The 15,100-nt window shown below is 40.0% G+C and carries 16 protein-coding genes; 7 read left to right on the top strand and 9 right to left on the bottom strand.

Going from position 1 to position 15,100, the window contains the following annotated elements:
* Positions 1-38: 38 nt before the first annotated feature.
* The 4 genes from BLQ57_RS20900 to BLQ57_RS09555 all read left to right on the top strand — a co-directional run bounded on the left by BLQ57_RS20900 (position 39) and on the right by BLQ57_RS09555 (position 4,678).
* Positions 39-2,348 (top strand): fasciclin domain-containing protein, encoded by a 2,310-nt coding sequence (locus tag BLQ57_RS20900; protein ID WP_139162704.1) that lies wholly within the window; start codon positions 39-41, stop codon positions 2,346-2,348.
* A gap of 179 nt (positions 2,349-2,527) precedes the next feature.
* Positions 2,528-3,556 (top strand): sensor histidine kinase, encoded by a 1,029-nt coding sequence (locus BLQ57_RS09565; protein ID WP_087939103.1) that lies wholly within the window; start codon positions 2,528-2,530, stop codon positions 3,554-3,556.
* Positions 3,531-4,301 (top strand): LytR/AlgR family response regulator transcription factor, encoded by a 771-nt coding sequence (locus BLQ57_RS09560; RefSeq protein WP_087939104.1) that lies wholly within the window; start codon positions 3,531-3,533, stop codon positions 4,299-4,301. The genes BLQ57_RS09565 and BLQ57_RS09560 overlap by 26 nt, the downstream gene beginning before the upstream one ends.
* A 2-nt stretch (positions 4,302-4,303) precedes the next feature.
* Complete coding sequence (locus BLQ57_RS09555; RefSeq protein WP_139162703.1) at positions 4,304-4,678, top strand: hypothetical protein; 375 nt, start codon at positions 4,304-4,306, stop codon at positions 4,676-4,678.
* Between the two features lies 1 nt (position 4,679).
* Here BLQ57_RS09555 and BLQ57_RS09550 read toward each other — a convergent pair whose 3' ends face one another.
* The 5 genes from BLQ57_RS09550 to BLQ57_RS09530 form a co-directional block, all read right to left on the bottom strand.
* A complete protein-coding gene (locus BLQ57_RS09550; protein WP_240507784.1) occupies positions 4,680-6,194 on the bottom strand; it encodes an NFACT RNA binding domain-containing protein in 1,515 nt (504 codons plus the stop codon).
* 65 nt (positions 6,195-6,259) lie between these two features.
* Complete coding sequence (locus BLQ57_RS09545; RefSeq protein WP_087939107.1) at positions 6,260-7,024, bottom strand: MBL fold metallo-hydrolase; 765 nt, start codon at positions 7,022-7,024, stop codon at positions 6,260-6,262.
* Positions 7,021-7,299 (bottom strand): hypothetical protein, encoded by a 279-nt coding sequence (locus BLQ57_RS09540; protein ID WP_087939108.1) that lies wholly within the window; start codon positions 7,297-7,299, stop codon positions 7,021-7,023. The genes BLQ57_RS09545 and BLQ57_RS09540 overlap by 4 nt, the downstream gene beginning before the upstream one ends.
* Before the next feature lie 3 nt (positions 7,300-7,302).
* Positions 7,303-7,683, bottom strand: a complete 381-nt coding sequence (locus tag BLQ57_RS09535; protein ID WP_087939109.1) for a response regulator — start codon at positions 7,681-7,683, stop codon at positions 7,303-7,305.
* Positions 7,680-8,435, bottom strand: a complete 756-nt coding sequence (locus tag BLQ57_RS09530; protein WP_087939110.1) for a response regulator — start codon at positions 8,433-8,435, stop codon at positions 7,680-7,682. The genes BLQ57_RS09535 and BLQ57_RS09530 overlap by 4 nt, the downstream gene beginning before the upstream one ends.
* Positions 8,436-8,479: 44 nt before the next feature.
* Between BLQ57_RS09530 and miaA the strand changes: the two genes are divergently transcribed.
* Positions 8,480-9,388 (top strand): tRNA (adenosine(37)-N6)-dimethylallyltransferase MiaA, encoded by a 909-nt coding sequence (miaA, locus tag BLQ57_RS09525; RefSeq protein WP_087939122.1) that lies wholly within the window; start codon positions 8,480-8,482, stop codon positions 9,386-9,388.
* On the opposite strand, the gene BLQ57_RS09520 is transcribed toward miaA, so the two are convergent.
* Complete coding sequence (locus tag BLQ57_RS09520) at positions 9,376-9,711, bottom strand: hypothetical protein (RefSeq protein ID WP_087939111.1); 336 nt, start codon at positions 9,709-9,711, stop codon at positions 9,376-9,378. The genes miaA and BLQ57_RS09520 overlap by 13 nt on opposite strands.
* Before the next feature lie 3 nt (positions 9,712-9,714).
* Complete coding sequence (gene pfkA, locus BLQ57_RS09515) at positions 9,715-10,689, bottom strand: 6-phosphofructokinase (protein WP_087939112.1); 975 nt, start codon at positions 10,687-10,689, stop codon at positions 9,715-9,717.
* A 132-nt stretch (positions 10,690-10,821) separates the two neighbouring features.
* On the opposite strand from pfkA, the gene BLQ57_RS09510 reads away from it, so the two are divergent.
* A complete protein-coding gene (locus tag BLQ57_RS09510) occupies positions 10,822-11,712 on the top strand; it encodes an aldo/keto reductase (protein ID WP_087939113.1) in 891 nt (296 codons plus the stop codon).
* Between the two features lie 69 nt (positions 11,713-11,781).
* On the top strand, positions 11,782-13,959 hold the full coding sequence (locus BLQ57_RS09505; RefSeq protein ID WP_087939114.1) for an acylase: 2,178 nt from the start codon (positions 11,782-11,784) through the stop codon (positions 13,957-13,959).
* 30 nt (positions 13,960-13,989) lie between these two features.
* On the opposite strand, the gene BLQ57_RS09500 is transcribed toward BLQ57_RS09505, so the two are convergent.
* Together BLQ57_RS09500 and BLQ57_RS09495 are read right to left on the bottom strand one after the other, a co-directional pair.
* Complete coding sequence (locus BLQ57_RS09500) at positions 13,990-14,508, bottom strand: hypothetical protein (protein ID WP_087939115.1); 519 nt, start codon at positions 14,506-14,508, stop codon at positions 13,990-13,992.
* 246 nt (positions 14,509-14,754) lie between these two features.
* The coding region (locus tag BLQ57_RS09495) for an IS1595 family transposase (RefSeq protein WP_139162656.1) at positions 14,755-15,100 on the bottom strand (346 nt) is incomplete at its 5' end.

Raw genomic sequence — 15,100 nt, 5'->3', positions numbered from 1 at the left:
GTTTTTTGGTTAAGAGACCAAACTAACCAAAATAAGCTATGACAAAAATTTTCAAGTACTTGCTTATCGGTACCTTTTTTATTTCACTGTTTGCCTGTGAAAATGAAGACTATCAAGGACCGATTCCTTTTCCCACCTTAATAGAGGCAGCTGAAGACGCCGGTTTGACGACCTTGGTCACTGCAGTGAGATCAATCCCTGGATTGGAAGCTACACTTCAAGACCAAAATGCGATTACAGTATTTGCGCCCACCAATGATGCTTTTGCTAATGCACTTGCAGCATTTGATGCCAATAACCTCGACGAGTTGGTAGAGAATTTAGGAGGGGCCTCCAATCTTGAGACTGTTTTAGGGTTTCATGTTGTTCCTACTTTGATTTTTTCTGAGCAACTTAATGAAACGAATGTAGTCACTACACTAGCTGGACAGCAATTGACTGTGAATCGTGCTCCGGGTGTGGTCACTGTAGTAGATGCTACTGGTGCTACTGCCACTGTTATTCAGGCGGATGTGGAAATTGAAAACGGTGTGGTTCATGTAATTGACCGTGTATTGATTCCTTCTATCGAGCTTCCCAAGCCTACCTTAGTAGAAGCTGCTACAGAGGCGAATTTGACTACTTTATTGACAGCCGTTACTGCCGTAGATGGATTGGCCAATACTTTATTATCTGCAGGAGCTATTACGGTGTTTGCGCCTACTAATGAGGCGTTTGCCGCTGCATTGGAAGTTTTCGGTGCGGCTGATTTGGACGAATTGGTGGTAAAGATTGGTGGAGTTGCCAATCTTGAAAGAGTTTTAGGATTTCATGTAGTACCTGCTGTGGCTTTCTCCTCAGACCTAGATGCTAGCAATACGTTCACTACGTTGGCTGGACAGGACATTACTGTAGAAGTAGCAGGTGGAAACGTAACTGTAACCGATCAGCTTGGAAGAACTGCTCGAGTTGTAGCCGCTGATGTAGAAATCGCTAATGGTGTAGTACACGTGATCGATGGGGTAATGCTTCCTGATTTGATGTTGCCTACAATTGTAGAAGCCGCAACCGCTGCTGGTTTGACTACTTTGTTGGACGCAGTTACTGCTGCTGATCTCGGAGGAGCACTTTTAGATGCTGAAGCGATTACTGTATTTGCTCCTACTAATGAAGCCTTCGGAGATGCCCTCGCATTCTTCGGCGTTTCTAATCTCAATCAATTGGTAGCTAAAATCGGAGGAATTGAAAACCTTCAGACCGTACTCGGTTTCCATGTAGTACCTGCGGTGGCTTTCTCTTCAGATTTAGAAGCTACGAACACATTCACCACGCTGGCTGGTCAGGAATTGACTGTAGCAGCTGGAGAAGCAGGTGTCACTGTGACTGATGCGCTTGGAAATACTGCTAATGTAGTCGCAGCTGATGTAGCGATTTCTAATGGTGTTGTTCATGTCATCGATGGAGTGCTACTTCCTGAATTGACTTTGCCAAATATTGTAGAAGCCGCTACTGCAGCAAACTTGACTGTATTGCTTGATGCAGTGACCGCAGCAGGTTTAGGTCAGACTCTCCTAGACGCAGAAGCGATTACCGTATTTGCGCCTACTAATCAGGCCTTCCTTGACCTTTTGGGCGCATTAAATTTAAACTCTCTTGAAGCCTTGATTAATGCGGTTGGAGCTGAGGAAGTAGTGAGAATTCTAGGTTTCCATGTAGTGCCTGCTACCGCTTTCTCTTTTGACCTTGCAGAAGGTTCTCAAACGGTACCTACGCTAGCCGATGAGGAATTGACTGTAACCCGGTCAGGTGCAAATGTGACTGTGACTGACGCAAGAGGAAATACTTTCAACGTAGCAGTAGCTGATGTTGCCATTGAAAATGGTGTAGTTCATGTAATTGACGGGGTACTTCTCCCTTCTGAGGATTTACCAAATATCGTGGAGGCGGCTACAGCTGCTAACCTTACCGTATTGTTAGATGCAGTAACTGCTGCAGGTTTGGCACAGACCCTTTTAGATGCTGAAGATATCACGGTATTTGCTCCTACTAATCAGGCCTTTACTAATCTTTTGAGTACTTTAGAATTAGGCTCATTGGAAGAACTAGTAGATGCTATTGGTATAGAAAATGTCCAGAAAGTACTCGGCTTCCATGTGGTTCCTGCGGTGGCGTTTGCTGCTGATTTACAAGAAGGTGCACAAGAAGTACCAACTTTAGCCGGAGAAAATCTTACTGTAACAAGAAATGGAAACAGTGTTACTGTAACCGATTCAGCAGGAAACACTTTCAATGTAGTGACTGCTGATGTAGCAGTAGAAAACGGAGTAGTGCATGTAATAGACGGAGTACTTCTACCTACACTTGACTAGTCATAGGATAATTTAACTACCACAAAAAAGGGAGAGAAACTATCTCTCCCTTTTATTTTTCTCTTTAAAGTTGAGTTTCGGATGGTACTACTTAACTACTTAATAGAGTGGGGCTAATATTTAAAACTAACTCGTTTTCATCAGGCAATTCATCTATTTGTGTAGAAAGGATATAGCAAATGTTTGGGCATAGATACAAATTGTTATTTCCGGGTTTACTCGGTTTATACTCCTTCTTCAATATTCTCATTTTGGATGGTGATAGGCTTTACCAAGCATCCCTTCCCGAAAATCAACTTTTTATTCTAATCATATTTTTATCCTATGCTATCTGGATGATCAATTGGGGGATTGAGGCATGGATGCTTAAAAAATTCCATAAAATTCATCCTTTGATTATACAATTTTTAGTCAGTGCAGTAGCGATGGTGTTTTTGGCCATAGTTTCAGTGTCTATGAGTGATCTGTTTTTTGGAGGGATTTTCGGATATAGTAAACAAAACTTCCTGCTTACTTTTGGATTTTTGTCCCGGTTAAATTTATTCTTGAATTGTTTAAACTCCATTTATTTCTTCAGCAAAAAACTGAATGAAAAAGAACTTGAGACAGAAAAATTAAAACTACTCGGTACAGAAGCTAAATTGGAATCTATCAATGCGCAATTAAATCCTCATTTCTTTTTCAATAACCTTAGCGCGCTTTCGGTTCTGATCCATCAAAATGTAAATCAAGCTGATCAATATTTACAAAAGTTAAGTCAGATTTACCGCTATGTACTCAATAATAAAATCAATGAGTTGGTAAGCCTGGAAGAAGAATTGGCTTTTCTTCAAAACTACCTTGACCTGTTACAGATTAGGTTTCAGGACTCATTGAGTTTTTCGATGAGCATAGAAAAAAATGCATACCAACGAATGATACCCCCTGCTGTACTTCAATTGTTGGTAGAAAACGTAGTAAAGCATAATTTTTTCACCACAAAAAAACCTTTGGAGATCAAGATCATTGCCAGTGAAAAAACAATAACTGTCAGGAATTTAGTTCAGCCCAAGGAGGTGGTAGACACATCAACGGGCATTGGACTTCAAAACATTTCGGATCGATATAAGTTTTTAAATCAGTCTATTCAAATCATAGATCAAGAAGGAGTTTTTGAAGTTGTTTTGCCATTAATTGATGCTCATGAAGATATTGTTAGTCGAAGATGAACCCTTAGCGAAGCAGCGAATTGTTTCCATTTTGTCAAATCATAGGGAAGATTGGAAAGTGACAGAGTCAGCACAAACTGTCTCGGAATTGAGAGATTCTTTAAGCCGTATTCAGAATTTTGATCTTATACTATGCGATATTCATCTCGCAGATGGGTTGAGCTTCAAAGCTTTACAGGAGTTTGAAATCAGAGTTCCCATTATTTTTATCACCGCTTATGATCAATATGCCCTTCAGTCTTTTGATCATAACTGCATTGATTATGTACTCAAGCCAATTCAGGAGGGCCGTTTATTGATGGCTTTGAAAAAAGCAAGTTCCTTCAGCAAAGGTAAATCGGACTTTTCCTTCCCAGAAGATTTTTTCAATGATATTTTAAAGAATTATTCGTCAAAAACGTTTAAAAAGAGATTTTTAACCAAACTTGGATCAAAAATGGTATTTATCCCCATAGAGAAGGTGGCCTATTTTTTTTCTGAAGAAGGAATCACCTATCTCGTTGAGACCAACTCATCCAACAAATATATGGTCGAGCACTCCCTTACCGACCTTCATGAAAATCTTTTGGACCCTTTAAAGTTTTATAGGATTAACCGATCGATGATTATTAACTTGGAAGCACTAATGGAGATTCGACCTTATCAAAATGGCCGTCTTGCCCTTTCGCTCAATGTAAAATCCGAAGACATTCTCGTGGTTGCTAGAGAGCGTGTAGGCGAATTTAAAAATTGGATAAATCAGTAAAAATGTCACGAATTTCTCTAATTACGCTGCTTTTAATGTGTACGTTTTCGGGTATAACTTATGCCCAAAGTAGTGAACAAAGGGCAGCCCTAGACTCACTGAAGCAGGTAGTCTTGCAATTAGATCAAGATCTCTATCAGGTAGAACTTAATTTGCATCAATCCAAAAAGCAGTTGAAGACCGGTATTTTTATTGCAACTGTAGGTTATACAGTCACCATTATAGGAGGACAATTATTGGGTAGAAATCCGGATTTAGGAGAAGCCCTACTTTATGCAGGAGGAGCGACAGGAATAGGAGGTACTGTGGTGTTGGTCAACGGTTTTAAGAAAATTTCATTGGGTAAACCTCGGCCGCGAGTTTTGATCAGCCCATAGCTCAGCTGGAAATTCCTATTTCTTGATCTGGCCCTTGAGGAGTCACCATCACAACTGATTCTCTATCTACCATCACTGAACCCGGTGCAGCTCCTTTAACTTTTCGAACGTATTTCGCTTCTGTAAAAATCACTGGGGCTAGGCTTTCAGTCTTTAATTTGGAGTAAAATGCAGCTAAAGCAGCGGCACGCTCTAAGACTCTATCACTGATCTTTAAATTTCCTTTTTTCCGGATAATAACATGGGAACCAGTGACTTGCCTTGCATGAAGCCAAATGTCATCTTTGTGAGTAAAATTACGCAGCATTTCATCATTATCCTTTGCTGACTTACCTACCCAAACGGCAAAGCCTTCTATCTCAAACTGCCTGAATGGCAAACTGCTTTGATCTTTTTGAATGGACTTGTCTTTTTTGTGGTGCTTCTTAAAATTTTTAAGGTCTCTGAATTCTGAAATGTTTTGAAGGTCAAATACAATTGTATCCAATTCTTCCAGAAGTTCTTTTTTTGCCTTTATATTATTCTCTAACTGTTGGATTTCTAGTTGTCGATTTTTACTTTTTCTGTAGAGTTGGGCTGCTAGATCCTGTGGTTTTTGATTGGGTTTTAAATTGACTATTATACGCTCATTGGTATAAAAATTTTCTAATTCGGCAGATTGAACTCCTCCTTCAAAAACGTGTAGATGAGCCATTATCACATCAGCTAACTGGGATGGAGGAGCACTTTTGACCAGGTCATCTAATTTTTGAGAGGATTTTTGAATATAGTTTTGAGTCTTTTTGGCCTGATCCTCGTATGCTTTGAGAAGTTTTCGTTTTTCATTTTCAAAGTTCCCTACCACTAAGGCCTTGTAAAAAAGCGCATTGAGTGCCTCTATCGGGTCAGCAATGGATTGAATATTATATGTGTCCGGTAAAAGTGTGAGATAAACCTCGGTGTCTTTTTGAGCAATTGAAAATAAAGGGCTATCAAGCATATCCATGAGCTCTTGCATGAGTCTCCATTTTTCATCTACTGAGGCCTCTATGTAGCCTTTATCTTTTAGCCATTCACGGGGAATTTTCCCTAGCGTGGGCAAAAACTGAGAAGCATTTCCCTCTAGTGAAAAAAATATTTCTTTATTCAAGGAAAGCTCTTTTCTCAAACTCTTCCAATCCAAAGTCTTATCTTCTTTGAGTTCATTTCTAAATATCGCCCTTGGATTTAGCTCTTCTTTAGGGTAGTAGAGGATATTACTTCTATTGCCATGAAGTTTTATCAAAAGAAGGTCTTCCGAATCAAATTGGATCAAGAAGGCTCTTTCAAAGGCGAGTACCTCAAAGTTTTTGATTTTCTGACCGATGAGGAAAGGAAATAGATCAATACTATTTCGCTTGGCTCTTTGAAATTTATTTGTAAAACTGTAGAAAATCTGGGGAGGCAAAAAGTGCAGCCGGATATAGAGTTCCCTTCCTTCATTTTCGGCAGCTAGGATCAGTTCATCTTTACTTTGAGAAAAACAGGCTGTGATCAAAAACCCAGAAAAATTTTCTGTGAGTCGAGGGCAAAGAAACCTTAGGAAATGAAAATTCAGATGCATTAAGGCAAAGATAACTCAAGACCATCATAGGCAAGGTGTATCCCTTCAGGAAGTTCATTTTCTACTTCGCTATGAAGTCCCAGTTTGTGAGAAATATGGGTGAAATAAGTGTTCTTTGCACCCAATGTTTTGGCCATATCTATAGCTTCCTCCAGTGTAAAGTGAGAGATATGAGATGTTTTTTGAAGTGCGTTGAGCACGACAATTTCCGAGCCTCTTACCAAATCAATGGAGGTTTGGGGAATATCATTGGCATCAGTGATGTAAGAAAAGTCTCCTATTCGAAAACCTAAGACAGGAAGCTTATAATGCATCACAGGAATAGGGGTCACTTGAATACCCTCAATTGAGAAGGCAGCTTCATCGATTTCGATAGCCTCGACTTGAGGTACTCCGGGATATTTTTTACTCGCAAAAATGTAGGAGAATTCTTGTTTGATCTGTTCTAGGACTTGCTTTCTCCCGAAAACAGGCATGTCCTTTTGCTGCATGAAATTGAAAGGTCTGATGTCATCCAGTCCTGCAGTGTGGTCCTTATGTTCATGGGTGAAAATCACCGCATCCAGCTTTTTTACTTTGCTTCTTAGCATTTGGGCCCGGAAATCAGGCCCAGTGTCGATAACTAAACTGAGTTCTCCCACTTGCACATGTACAGACGTGCGAAATCTTTTGTCTCTGAAATCGAGTGATTTACATATTTCGCAAGAGCAACCTATGACGGGAACGCCTTGAGAAGTTCCTGTTCCTAGAAAAGTGATTTTCAAAACTTAAGTGTCGTTTGTTTCAATTCTTTTAAAAATTCCTGATTTCCTTTTTCCTTAAAATCCTGAGGGTTGAATTGAAGTTCATTTAAAATGTCAATCAGCGCATTTATTTTTCCCTCAAGCGGAAAATACTTGTTGACTATGACGATTTTATTTTCATTCAATACACAATATCCCGATTTGAAGTTCCCTTTTTCGTAGCGCAGGATGTACTCTGATGCTGCAAAGAGATTCTCGAGCTTGTCCAAAAAGTGTTTGGTGTATCTTATAGCCATAGCTTAGGCACTCAGGTATTTTTTTACTGTAGCGAGTACTTTATCAAAGTCTAGTGGTTTTTGGATAAATTCATCAAATCCAGCTTTTCTGAAATCATCCATGGTATAATTATGGATATTTCCGGAAATGGCGATTATCGGTATTTTGGATTTTTTCTCTTCTTCCATTTCCCTGATGGCTTTGGTACATTCCAAACCATCCAATACTGGCATACTGATATCCATTAAAATTAAATCGAAGTCCTCCTTTTCCATAAAGTCAAGGACTTGTTTTCCATTTCTAGCCGCCGTCATTTTATAATTTTCGAAGGCAAGGACATTCTTTGTTAGATTGATAATGACAGAAGAATCTTCTCCTACCAATATTTTTTTAGGTTCACTCATGGCATAAAATTACTTTCTTCTTGTAAAAAATCTTGAAAAGAGCGGATTTCATTTTCAAGATTTTGAATTTTTTCTTCAAAATTTATTGTCAAATTATCTTTAAGCTGTTTTTCGATGTTAAAGGCTTGTGTATAAATTCGGTTGGCACCCAATGTGCCGGAATTTCCTTTGATAATATGAATGGTTTTGGCCAATTCCTCAAAATCATTTGCTTTAACCTGAGCTTGGGATTCATTGATTAGGCGATAAGATTCTCTGATAAAGTCTTCAAATACTGATCTGATGATTTTGGGACTATTGTATTTCATCAATTGCTTGACCACACTCAAATCCAAAATCTTATCCATTTCAGCAATTTCCTCCGAAGGATTAGCTGATTCTAGCCGGCCTCCCTGAATCATTCGTTCGAGGACTTCCAAAAACTCCCGGGGCCGTATAGGTTTGGCAATGAACTCATCAAACCCTTGTTTTAAGAAAGTATCCCGATCTCCATTGTCGGCAAAAGCTGTAATAGCGACTATAGGGGGATTTGTTTTCCCTAAAAGCCTGATCTCCTTCATGGCAGATATTCCGTCCATTTCTGGCATCTGTATATCCATCAGAATCAGATCAAAATCAGATTGCTTGACTTTTTCTACAGCCTCTTTTCCATTGCTTGCACTCTCAAACCCCCATAATTGACCAATCAAATTTTCAAAAAGCTTGCGGTTAAGATCATTATCTTCTACGATCAGTACTCTTTTGCTTTTCATAGTTTAACTTTGGACTTTTGAATTCTGATCAAAAACATCTCCTCTTGGCAAAGGCTTCATTTCTGATTTTGGTAGTAGGTCCCACCGCTGTAGGCAAAACCGATTTATGTATAAATCTAGCTAAAAAATTCGATACCGAAATTTTATCGAGTGATAGTCGGCAATTTTATAGAGAAATGGAAATAGGCACAGCCAAGCCTACCCAAAAAGAGCTCAAACTAGTGCCTCATCATTTTGTCAATTCACTTTCCATTCATGAGGATTATGATGTTAAAATGTTTGAAAAAGATGCTATAACACTCCTTGAACAGCTTTTCAAAGAAAAGAAAAGCGTAATCATGACGGGAGGTTCCGGACTGTTTGCAGATGCTGTGACCAAAGGTCTTGATGATATGCCAGAGGTACATAAGGAGGTGAGGCAAAGGGTGATTTTCGACTATCAAGAGAAAGGCTTGTCTTATTTACAGCGGGAGGTAGAGAAGCTTGATCCTGAATATTATGAGGTTGTCGACCAAAAAAATCCTCAGCGATTGATGCGTGCTCTGGAAGTTTGTCTTGGCACTGGAAAGCCTTTTTCAAGTTTTAGAAAAAGGAAAGAGACGATTCGACCTTTTCAAATTCTCAAAATCGGTCTTGACCGAGACCGAGAAGAAATTTATGATAGGATTGATCGGAGAATGGATCAAATGCTGGAATCTGGTCTGATTGAAGAAGCTGAGCAGCTTTTTCCTTTTAGACATTTGAATGCTCTTCAGACCGTCGGCTACCAAGAATTATTTGGATATTTGGAGGGAAAATACGACAAAGAAGAAGCCATACGCTTGTTAAAAAGAAACTCTCGTCGCTATGCGAAAAGACAGTTAACTTGGTTTAGGAAGGATAGTGAAATACGATGGTTTCACCCTGATTCCGTCGATGCGATATATGCCTATATCGAAAGTCAGATGGCCTGAAATCCCGCTAATTTTGCCACCCAATTGTAGGGAGCTTTTTTGATGAGTTTGTTGTATTGTAATTTATTGATTTTAAGCTCTCTGATTACTTTATTGCTTTCCTCTTTTTGGCTTTTTTTGAGTTCAGTTTCTTTGATTTTCTCCTGAATCACCTCGGGGTCGGCAAGTTCACCGGCTATAAGGCCAAGCTGCGGAAGAGCCAAACTTAAATTGGCGATCAGTTCACGCTGAAGATTGAGCCTTTTTTGTAAAGAGTTTTTTACAGTGAGGAAAAAGAGGAGGCATGCACCTCCCACTGTCAAGAATAAAGGGATAAAGCCCATATTTTAAATACTTAAGATATCAATAAGTTTGAGATGATCCTCGATCAAAGGTTTGGTTTTACCAATACAATCGGCAAATGAGGTATAGACTACGGCTTGATTCATTACACCCGCCATACAAGCAAAATTACCCTGAAGCAGACCATCTACGGCCGCCATGCCACATCGACTTGCCAATACACGGTCTCTTGCCGTGGGATTGCCTCCTCGCTGAATATGACCTAATGTAGTGACTTTAAATTCTTTTGAATCATCTTTAATTTTGGATTTCACTTTCGCCATGATTTCTTCGGCATTTCCCTCGTCGTCACCTTCTGCTACGACAATGATGCTTGAGGTCTTGGTCTTGCGGAGGTTTTTTAGGGATTTGACTACAGCGTCTAAGTCTGTGGCTGTTTCAGGTACCATTACAAACTCCGCACCGCCGCCTATTCCTGATTCTACTGCCAGAAATCCTGCATCTCTTCCCATTACTTCGATGAAGAAAATCCGGTCATGCGCTGCCGCGGTGTCTCTGATTTTATCAATCGCTTCCAGCGCCGTATTTACAGCTGTATCAAAACCAATAGTATAATCAGTTCCATAAATATCATTGTCAATAGTTCCAGGGCAGCCGATGACAGGAATGCCAAATTCTTCATGGAAAATTTTGGCGCCGGTGAACGTACCGTCTCCACCTATAGCTACAAGTCCTTCTATGCCATGTGACTTCAGATTATCAAAGGCTTTCTTTCTACCCTCGGGAGTCTTAAATTTTTCGGATCGGGCTGATTTGAGAATGGTACCTCCACGCTGTACGATATTACTTACCGAGTAGGAATGCATTCTTTTGATGTCCCCGTCAATCATTCCTTCGTAGCCTCTATGTATCCCATATACTTCAAGTCCTTTAAAAATAGCAGTACGTACTACTGCCCTGATGCAGGCATTCATTCCCGGACTATCTCCTCCTGAGGTAAAAACAGCGATTTTTTTCATAATTGTAGGTTTTTGAGCTCCCAAAAATAGGGATTATAGCAGGAATGCCGTAGTTTCTTGATTGAATTAACTGTAAAATTTATCTTAAGTTTTTTGAACCAAAGATTCAAAAATTAATCGATTGAAGGACAAATGAATACACGTAAAATAGGGGATTGCAAATTAGAAATTTCAGAGGTTGGATTAGGCTGTATGTCTCTTCCTGTTCAAAAAAATAAGGGGAAAGCTATCATCCATGCAGCATTGGATGGGGGGATAAACTTTTTGGATACAGCAGATCTCTATCAAAATGGAGAAAATGAAAAAATAGTAGGTGAAAGCATAAAGGATCGCCGTGATCAAGTGATTGTGACGACCAAAGTAGGAAATCAACTTCATCCCGACGGTAAAAGCTGGAGCTGGAATCCCAAAAAGGAATACCTTCTTGAGGCAGTAGAAAACAGCCTTAAAAGACTTCAAGTCGACTACATAGACCTCTGCCAGCTACATGGGGGTACTATTGAGGATCCTTGGGAAGAAACCTTGGAGGCTTTTGAACTTTTGAAAAGCCAAGGTAAAATTCGTGAGTTTGGGATTTCTTCTATACGTCCGAATGTCATCCGAAAGGTTATGGGTATGAATCCTCCTGCCACTGTGATGATGCAATACAGTCCTTTGGACAGAAGGCCAGAAGAGACTGTTTTCCCTGCATTGGAGGGTTCTGATACAAGGGTATTGGTTAGAGGAGCATTTGCAAAGGGATTATTGGTGGATAAACAAGCCATGGAATACATGAATTACAGCGCTTCTCAAATCCAGAAATTTCAGAAAGTGATAGGAGATACTCAGATGATGCCTGAGTCGGTCTTGATCAAGTTTGGGCTTTCGCAGGCAGCGGTAGCTTCACTAGTAATCGGAGCTAGCTCCATCACGCAAGTAAATAAAATACGAAGAGGCTGGGAACAGAGTCAAAAGATAGAGATTGATCTGATTAAAAGTCTGAGGAGAATATTACCCGTTAATCACTATCATTCCCATCGCTAAATAATCCTTTTGTGCAGCAATAGAATTTCGTGTAATTTTCTTCTTGTACTTCACCCAATATTACTAAAAATGAGAGAATTTAAGTTTTTGCTCCTTCTGAGCGTTTGGAGTTTTACAGCTGTTTCCTGTCAGCAATCTGAAATGGATAGGTGGGAAGAGCAAGCTAGTCGCGTAGAGATCGTGAGAGATGATTTTGGTGTCCCGCATGTGTATGGCAAAACAGATGCTGATGTGGTTTTTGGTCTCTTGTACGCACAGTGCGAGGACGATTTTCGAAGAGTCGAGCGAAATTACATATGGGCCACAGGTAGACTAGCTGAGCTAGAGGGTGCAGAGGCACTTTATTCTGACCTAAGAGCTAATATGTACATGACCGAGGAGGAGGCCAAAGAAGCTTATGCATCAGCACCAAGGTGGTTGCAGGAACTTTGCGATGCATTCGCTGATGGGGTTAATTATTACCTTCATACCCACCCGGAAGTTGAACCTCAGGTCATCAAAAGGTATGAGCCTTGGTTCCCGATGTATTTTTCCGAAGGGTCAATCGGAGGAGACATTGAGCGGATCTCTACTCGTCGTATACAGGCATTTTATGAGGAGGATAAAGCTCTGGCACTAACCGAATATGGAGATGGTCTTCATCACGCGGATCCCAATGAAGAGCCCAAAGGATCGAATGGTATTGCTGTTTCAGGAGAACTGACTCAATCTGGCAATGCCATGCTTTTGATCAATCCTCATACCTCTTTCTACTTCAGACCCGAAGTCCATGTAGTAAGCGAGGAAGGACTGAATGCTTATGGAGCAGTGACTTGGGGGCAATTTTTTGTTTATCAGGGATTTAATGAAAAAACAGGCTGGATTCACACTTCTACCTTTGTAGATTTTATAGATGAATTTGAAGAAGAAATAGTCGAAAAGGACGGTGACTTATTTTACAAATATGGTGAGGAGACTAGAGCAGTAGAAAGCAAAACTATCACCCTTAATTACAAGGAGGATGGGGCTATTAATCAGCGTGAATTTACTTTTTACAGGACGCATCATGGTCCTATTACCCATAAACTTGGAGATAAATGGGTTGCTACTAAAATCAACTGGGACCCTGTAAATGCTTTGATCCAAAGCTATACCCGAACCAAACTAGATAATTATGAGGAGTTTAGGGAAATGATGGATATCCGGACCAACTCTTCCAACAATACGGTATTTGCTGATGCAGAGGGGAATATCGCTTATTTTCACGGGAATTTTATTCCTAAGAGAAATCAAGCATTTGATTTTGCGAGACCTGTGGATGGCTCCAATCCTGAGACAGACTGGCAAGGGCTACATACAGTAGATGAAAGCATTACGATTTTAAATCCAGCGACAGGTTGGATTCAGAATTGCAATTCTACCCCTTTTACAGCAGCAGGCCCTTATAGTCCAAAGCCTGAGGATTATCCCGTTTATATGGCTCCCGATCAGGAGAATTTTAGAGGAATTCATGCTGTGAAAGTACTTCAAGATGCAAAAGACCTTACTTTGGATAGCTTCAGGGAGTTGGCTTACGATCCATTTATTCCTGCTTTTGAGCGATTAATTCCTCCTTTGATTCAGGCTTACGATAAGTTTGGAGCAAGTGCTGCAGTAGGGGAGGCCATAGCTATTTTGAAGGACTGGGGTTTTAGGACGAGTAAAGAATCGGTGGCTATGAGTTTGGCGCATTTCTATGGAATCAATTATCAGCGGGAATTTAGAGATCTTAATGAACTGGTCGAGAAAGAAACCTTGACTGCTCATACTCAACCTGAAGTACAAAAAGCTATGCTGAATGTTTTGGAAGAAACAATCACTCAAATGAACGAGGATTTTGGCATTTGGTCTACACCTTGGGGAGAAATCAATCGGTTCCAGCGATTGTCAGGTGATATTGACTTGAAGTTTGATGATGATCAACCTTATATCCCTATAGGTATGGCATCGGGAAGATGGGGCGCACTGGCTTCCTATGGGGCAAGTGCCAAAGAAGGTACCAAGCGTTTGTACGGAAGTTCTGGAAATAGCTTTGTGGCTGTCGTAGAATTTGGTGAAAAGGTAAGGGCAAAAAGTATCCTTGCAGGTGGGCAGAATGCTAATCCTGAATCTCCTCATTTCACAGATCAGGCACTGCGATATGCGGATGGAAACTTTAAAGAAGTAGCATTTTATGCAGAAGATGTCAATGCAAGAGCCAAGGAAAGATATCGGCCAGGCGCAAGATAAGCTGGAAGCAAAAGCGAGCCGATTTTAGAATCAGCTCGCTTTTGTTTTGGCTATCATTTCACTGAAAAAAGACTTCAACTTTACTCCATCTTCGTCACTGATTCTATGATTTTTTAAGACTTGTCCGATCATCCCATAGAGCTCGTCAAATGGCTTTTGATTTTTCAAATGCTCATTTTTTTGAATCCATTGGTTAAGTTTATAGACTTCATAGGTATTGACCTCACCACTGGATAAAATGCCTTCAAAGAGTCCTTGAAGAAAAAACATATTGAGTTTTTTTTCATCTTTTGGGCCGGTTTTCTCCAGAAAATTATCTAGAATCTCTTTGAGGTCTTCGATTTCTTCACTGGTGACTACACCAGATTGTATGATGGGGTTGATTTGCTCATGGAGGGATTTAAATTCTTCCATTTCGCAGAGGTGCTCATGATTGGTACACCAAGCCTTGAGCTGATCATATTCATTTTTATTGACATGTCCGTCTAGAGAAATACCATAGATCATCCCTGCTAATTCATAGGCAACATTTTGGATTTTAGATTCCATCTTGATCTTATTTAGTTTAAATAATTGTAATTCAGTAAAATAGAGTATGTAAAATAGTAATTTATTTGAAAAATTGACGGGTAGTTGACGATTAAAAACGCAATAAAGGTTTTGGGTTTGTTCGTTTTCGCACAAGTTATGTACGGATAGTAAGCAATTGAACTCCGGTAATCCTGCAAAAATGAATGTTTGGGCTATTTTCCAGCTTTGGCACACTCTGTGAACTTCCATAATAAAAAAATATGATTATCCGCAATCATGCCAGTATGGGTAAATTGAAGCAATAATGAGTCTGTCAAAGAGTTTTTGACCGAAGTATCTTCTGTTTAGCTTGTAACAAAACTCATCCAGATAGTTCTGCATCATTCGTTCGCTGATCATATGGTATGTCTGCAGGTGTTTCTTTAAGTTACTGATGGCAATATGAACCCATTTGAGGTTAAAATTGCCTTCTTGTGTACCAGAGATTTCTCTGACATGAACATCAATACAATCACTCAGGTCTGAGAAGGTGGTACTTTTATCTGTTTGAAGCACAGCGTTTGAATCAATGTAATCCTTGATTAAATGCTGTGCGGTTTTCGCCTCCAAG

It is taken from the genome of Algoriphagus faecimaris (assembly GCF_900101705.1).
Classification (GTDB): domain Bacteria; phylum Bacteroidota; class Bacteroidia; order Cytophagales; family Cyclobacteriaceae; genus Algoriphagus; species Algoriphagus faecimaris.
The sequence above is the reverse complement of the archived record's forward strand: the minus strand, read 5'-3'. Positions and strand labels throughout refer to the sequence as shown.

What these genes read in the sequence shown, in the direction of transcription:
- BLQ57_RS09535 (WP_087939109.1), bottom strand. Translation starts at nt 7,683, where the DNA reads ATGAGTGAACCTAAAAAAATATTGGTAGGAGAAGATTCTTCTGTCATT.
- BLQ57_RS09510 (WP_087939113.1), top strand. Translation starts at nt 10,822, where the DNA reads ATGAATACACGTAAAATAGGGGATTGCAAATTAGAAATTTCAGAGGTT.
- BLQ57_RS09565 (WP_087939103.1), top strand. Translation starts at nt 2,528, where the DNA reads ATGTTTGGGCATAGATACAAATTGTTATTTCCGGGTTTACTCGGTTTA.
- BLQ57_RS09560 (WP_087939104.1), top strand. Translation starts at nt 3,531, where the DNA reads ATGAAGATATTGTTAGTCGAAGATGAACCCTTAGCGAAGCAGCGAATT.
- BLQ57_RS20900 (WP_139162704.1), top strand. Translation starts at nt 39, where the DNA reads ATGACAAAAATTTTCAAGTACTTGCTTATCGGTACCTTTTTTATTTCA.
- BLQ57_RS09505 (WP_087939114.1), top strand. Translation starts at nt 11,782, where the DNA reads ATGAGAGAATTTAAGTTTTTGCTCCTTCTGAGCGTTTGGAGTTTTACA.
- BLQ57_RS09520 (WP_087939111.1), bottom strand. Translation starts at nt 9,711, where the DNA reads ATGGGCTTTATCCCTTTATTCTTGACAGTGGGAGGTGCATGCCTCCTC.
- BLQ57_RS09555 (WP_139162703.1), top strand. Translation starts at nt 4,304, where the DNA reads ATGTCACGAATTTCTCTAATTACGCTGCTTTTAATGTGTACGTTTTCG.
- BLQ57_RS09540 (WP_087939108.1), bottom strand. Translation starts at nt 7,299, where the DNA reads ATGGCTATAAGATACACCAAACACTTTTTGGACAAGCTCGAGAATCTC.
- BLQ57_RS09530 (WP_087939110.1), bottom strand. Translation starts at nt 8,435, where the DNA reads ATGAAAAGCAAAAGAGTACTGATCGTAGAAGATAATGATCTTAACCGC.
- BLQ57_RS09500 (WP_087939115.1), bottom strand. Translation starts at nt 14,508, where the DNA reads ATGGAATCTAAAATCCAAAATGTTGCCTATGAATTAGCAGGGATGATC.
- pfkA (WP_087939112.1), bottom strand. Translation starts at nt 10,689, where the DNA reads ATGAAAAAAATCGCTGTTTTTACCTCAGGAGGAGATAGTCCGGGAATG.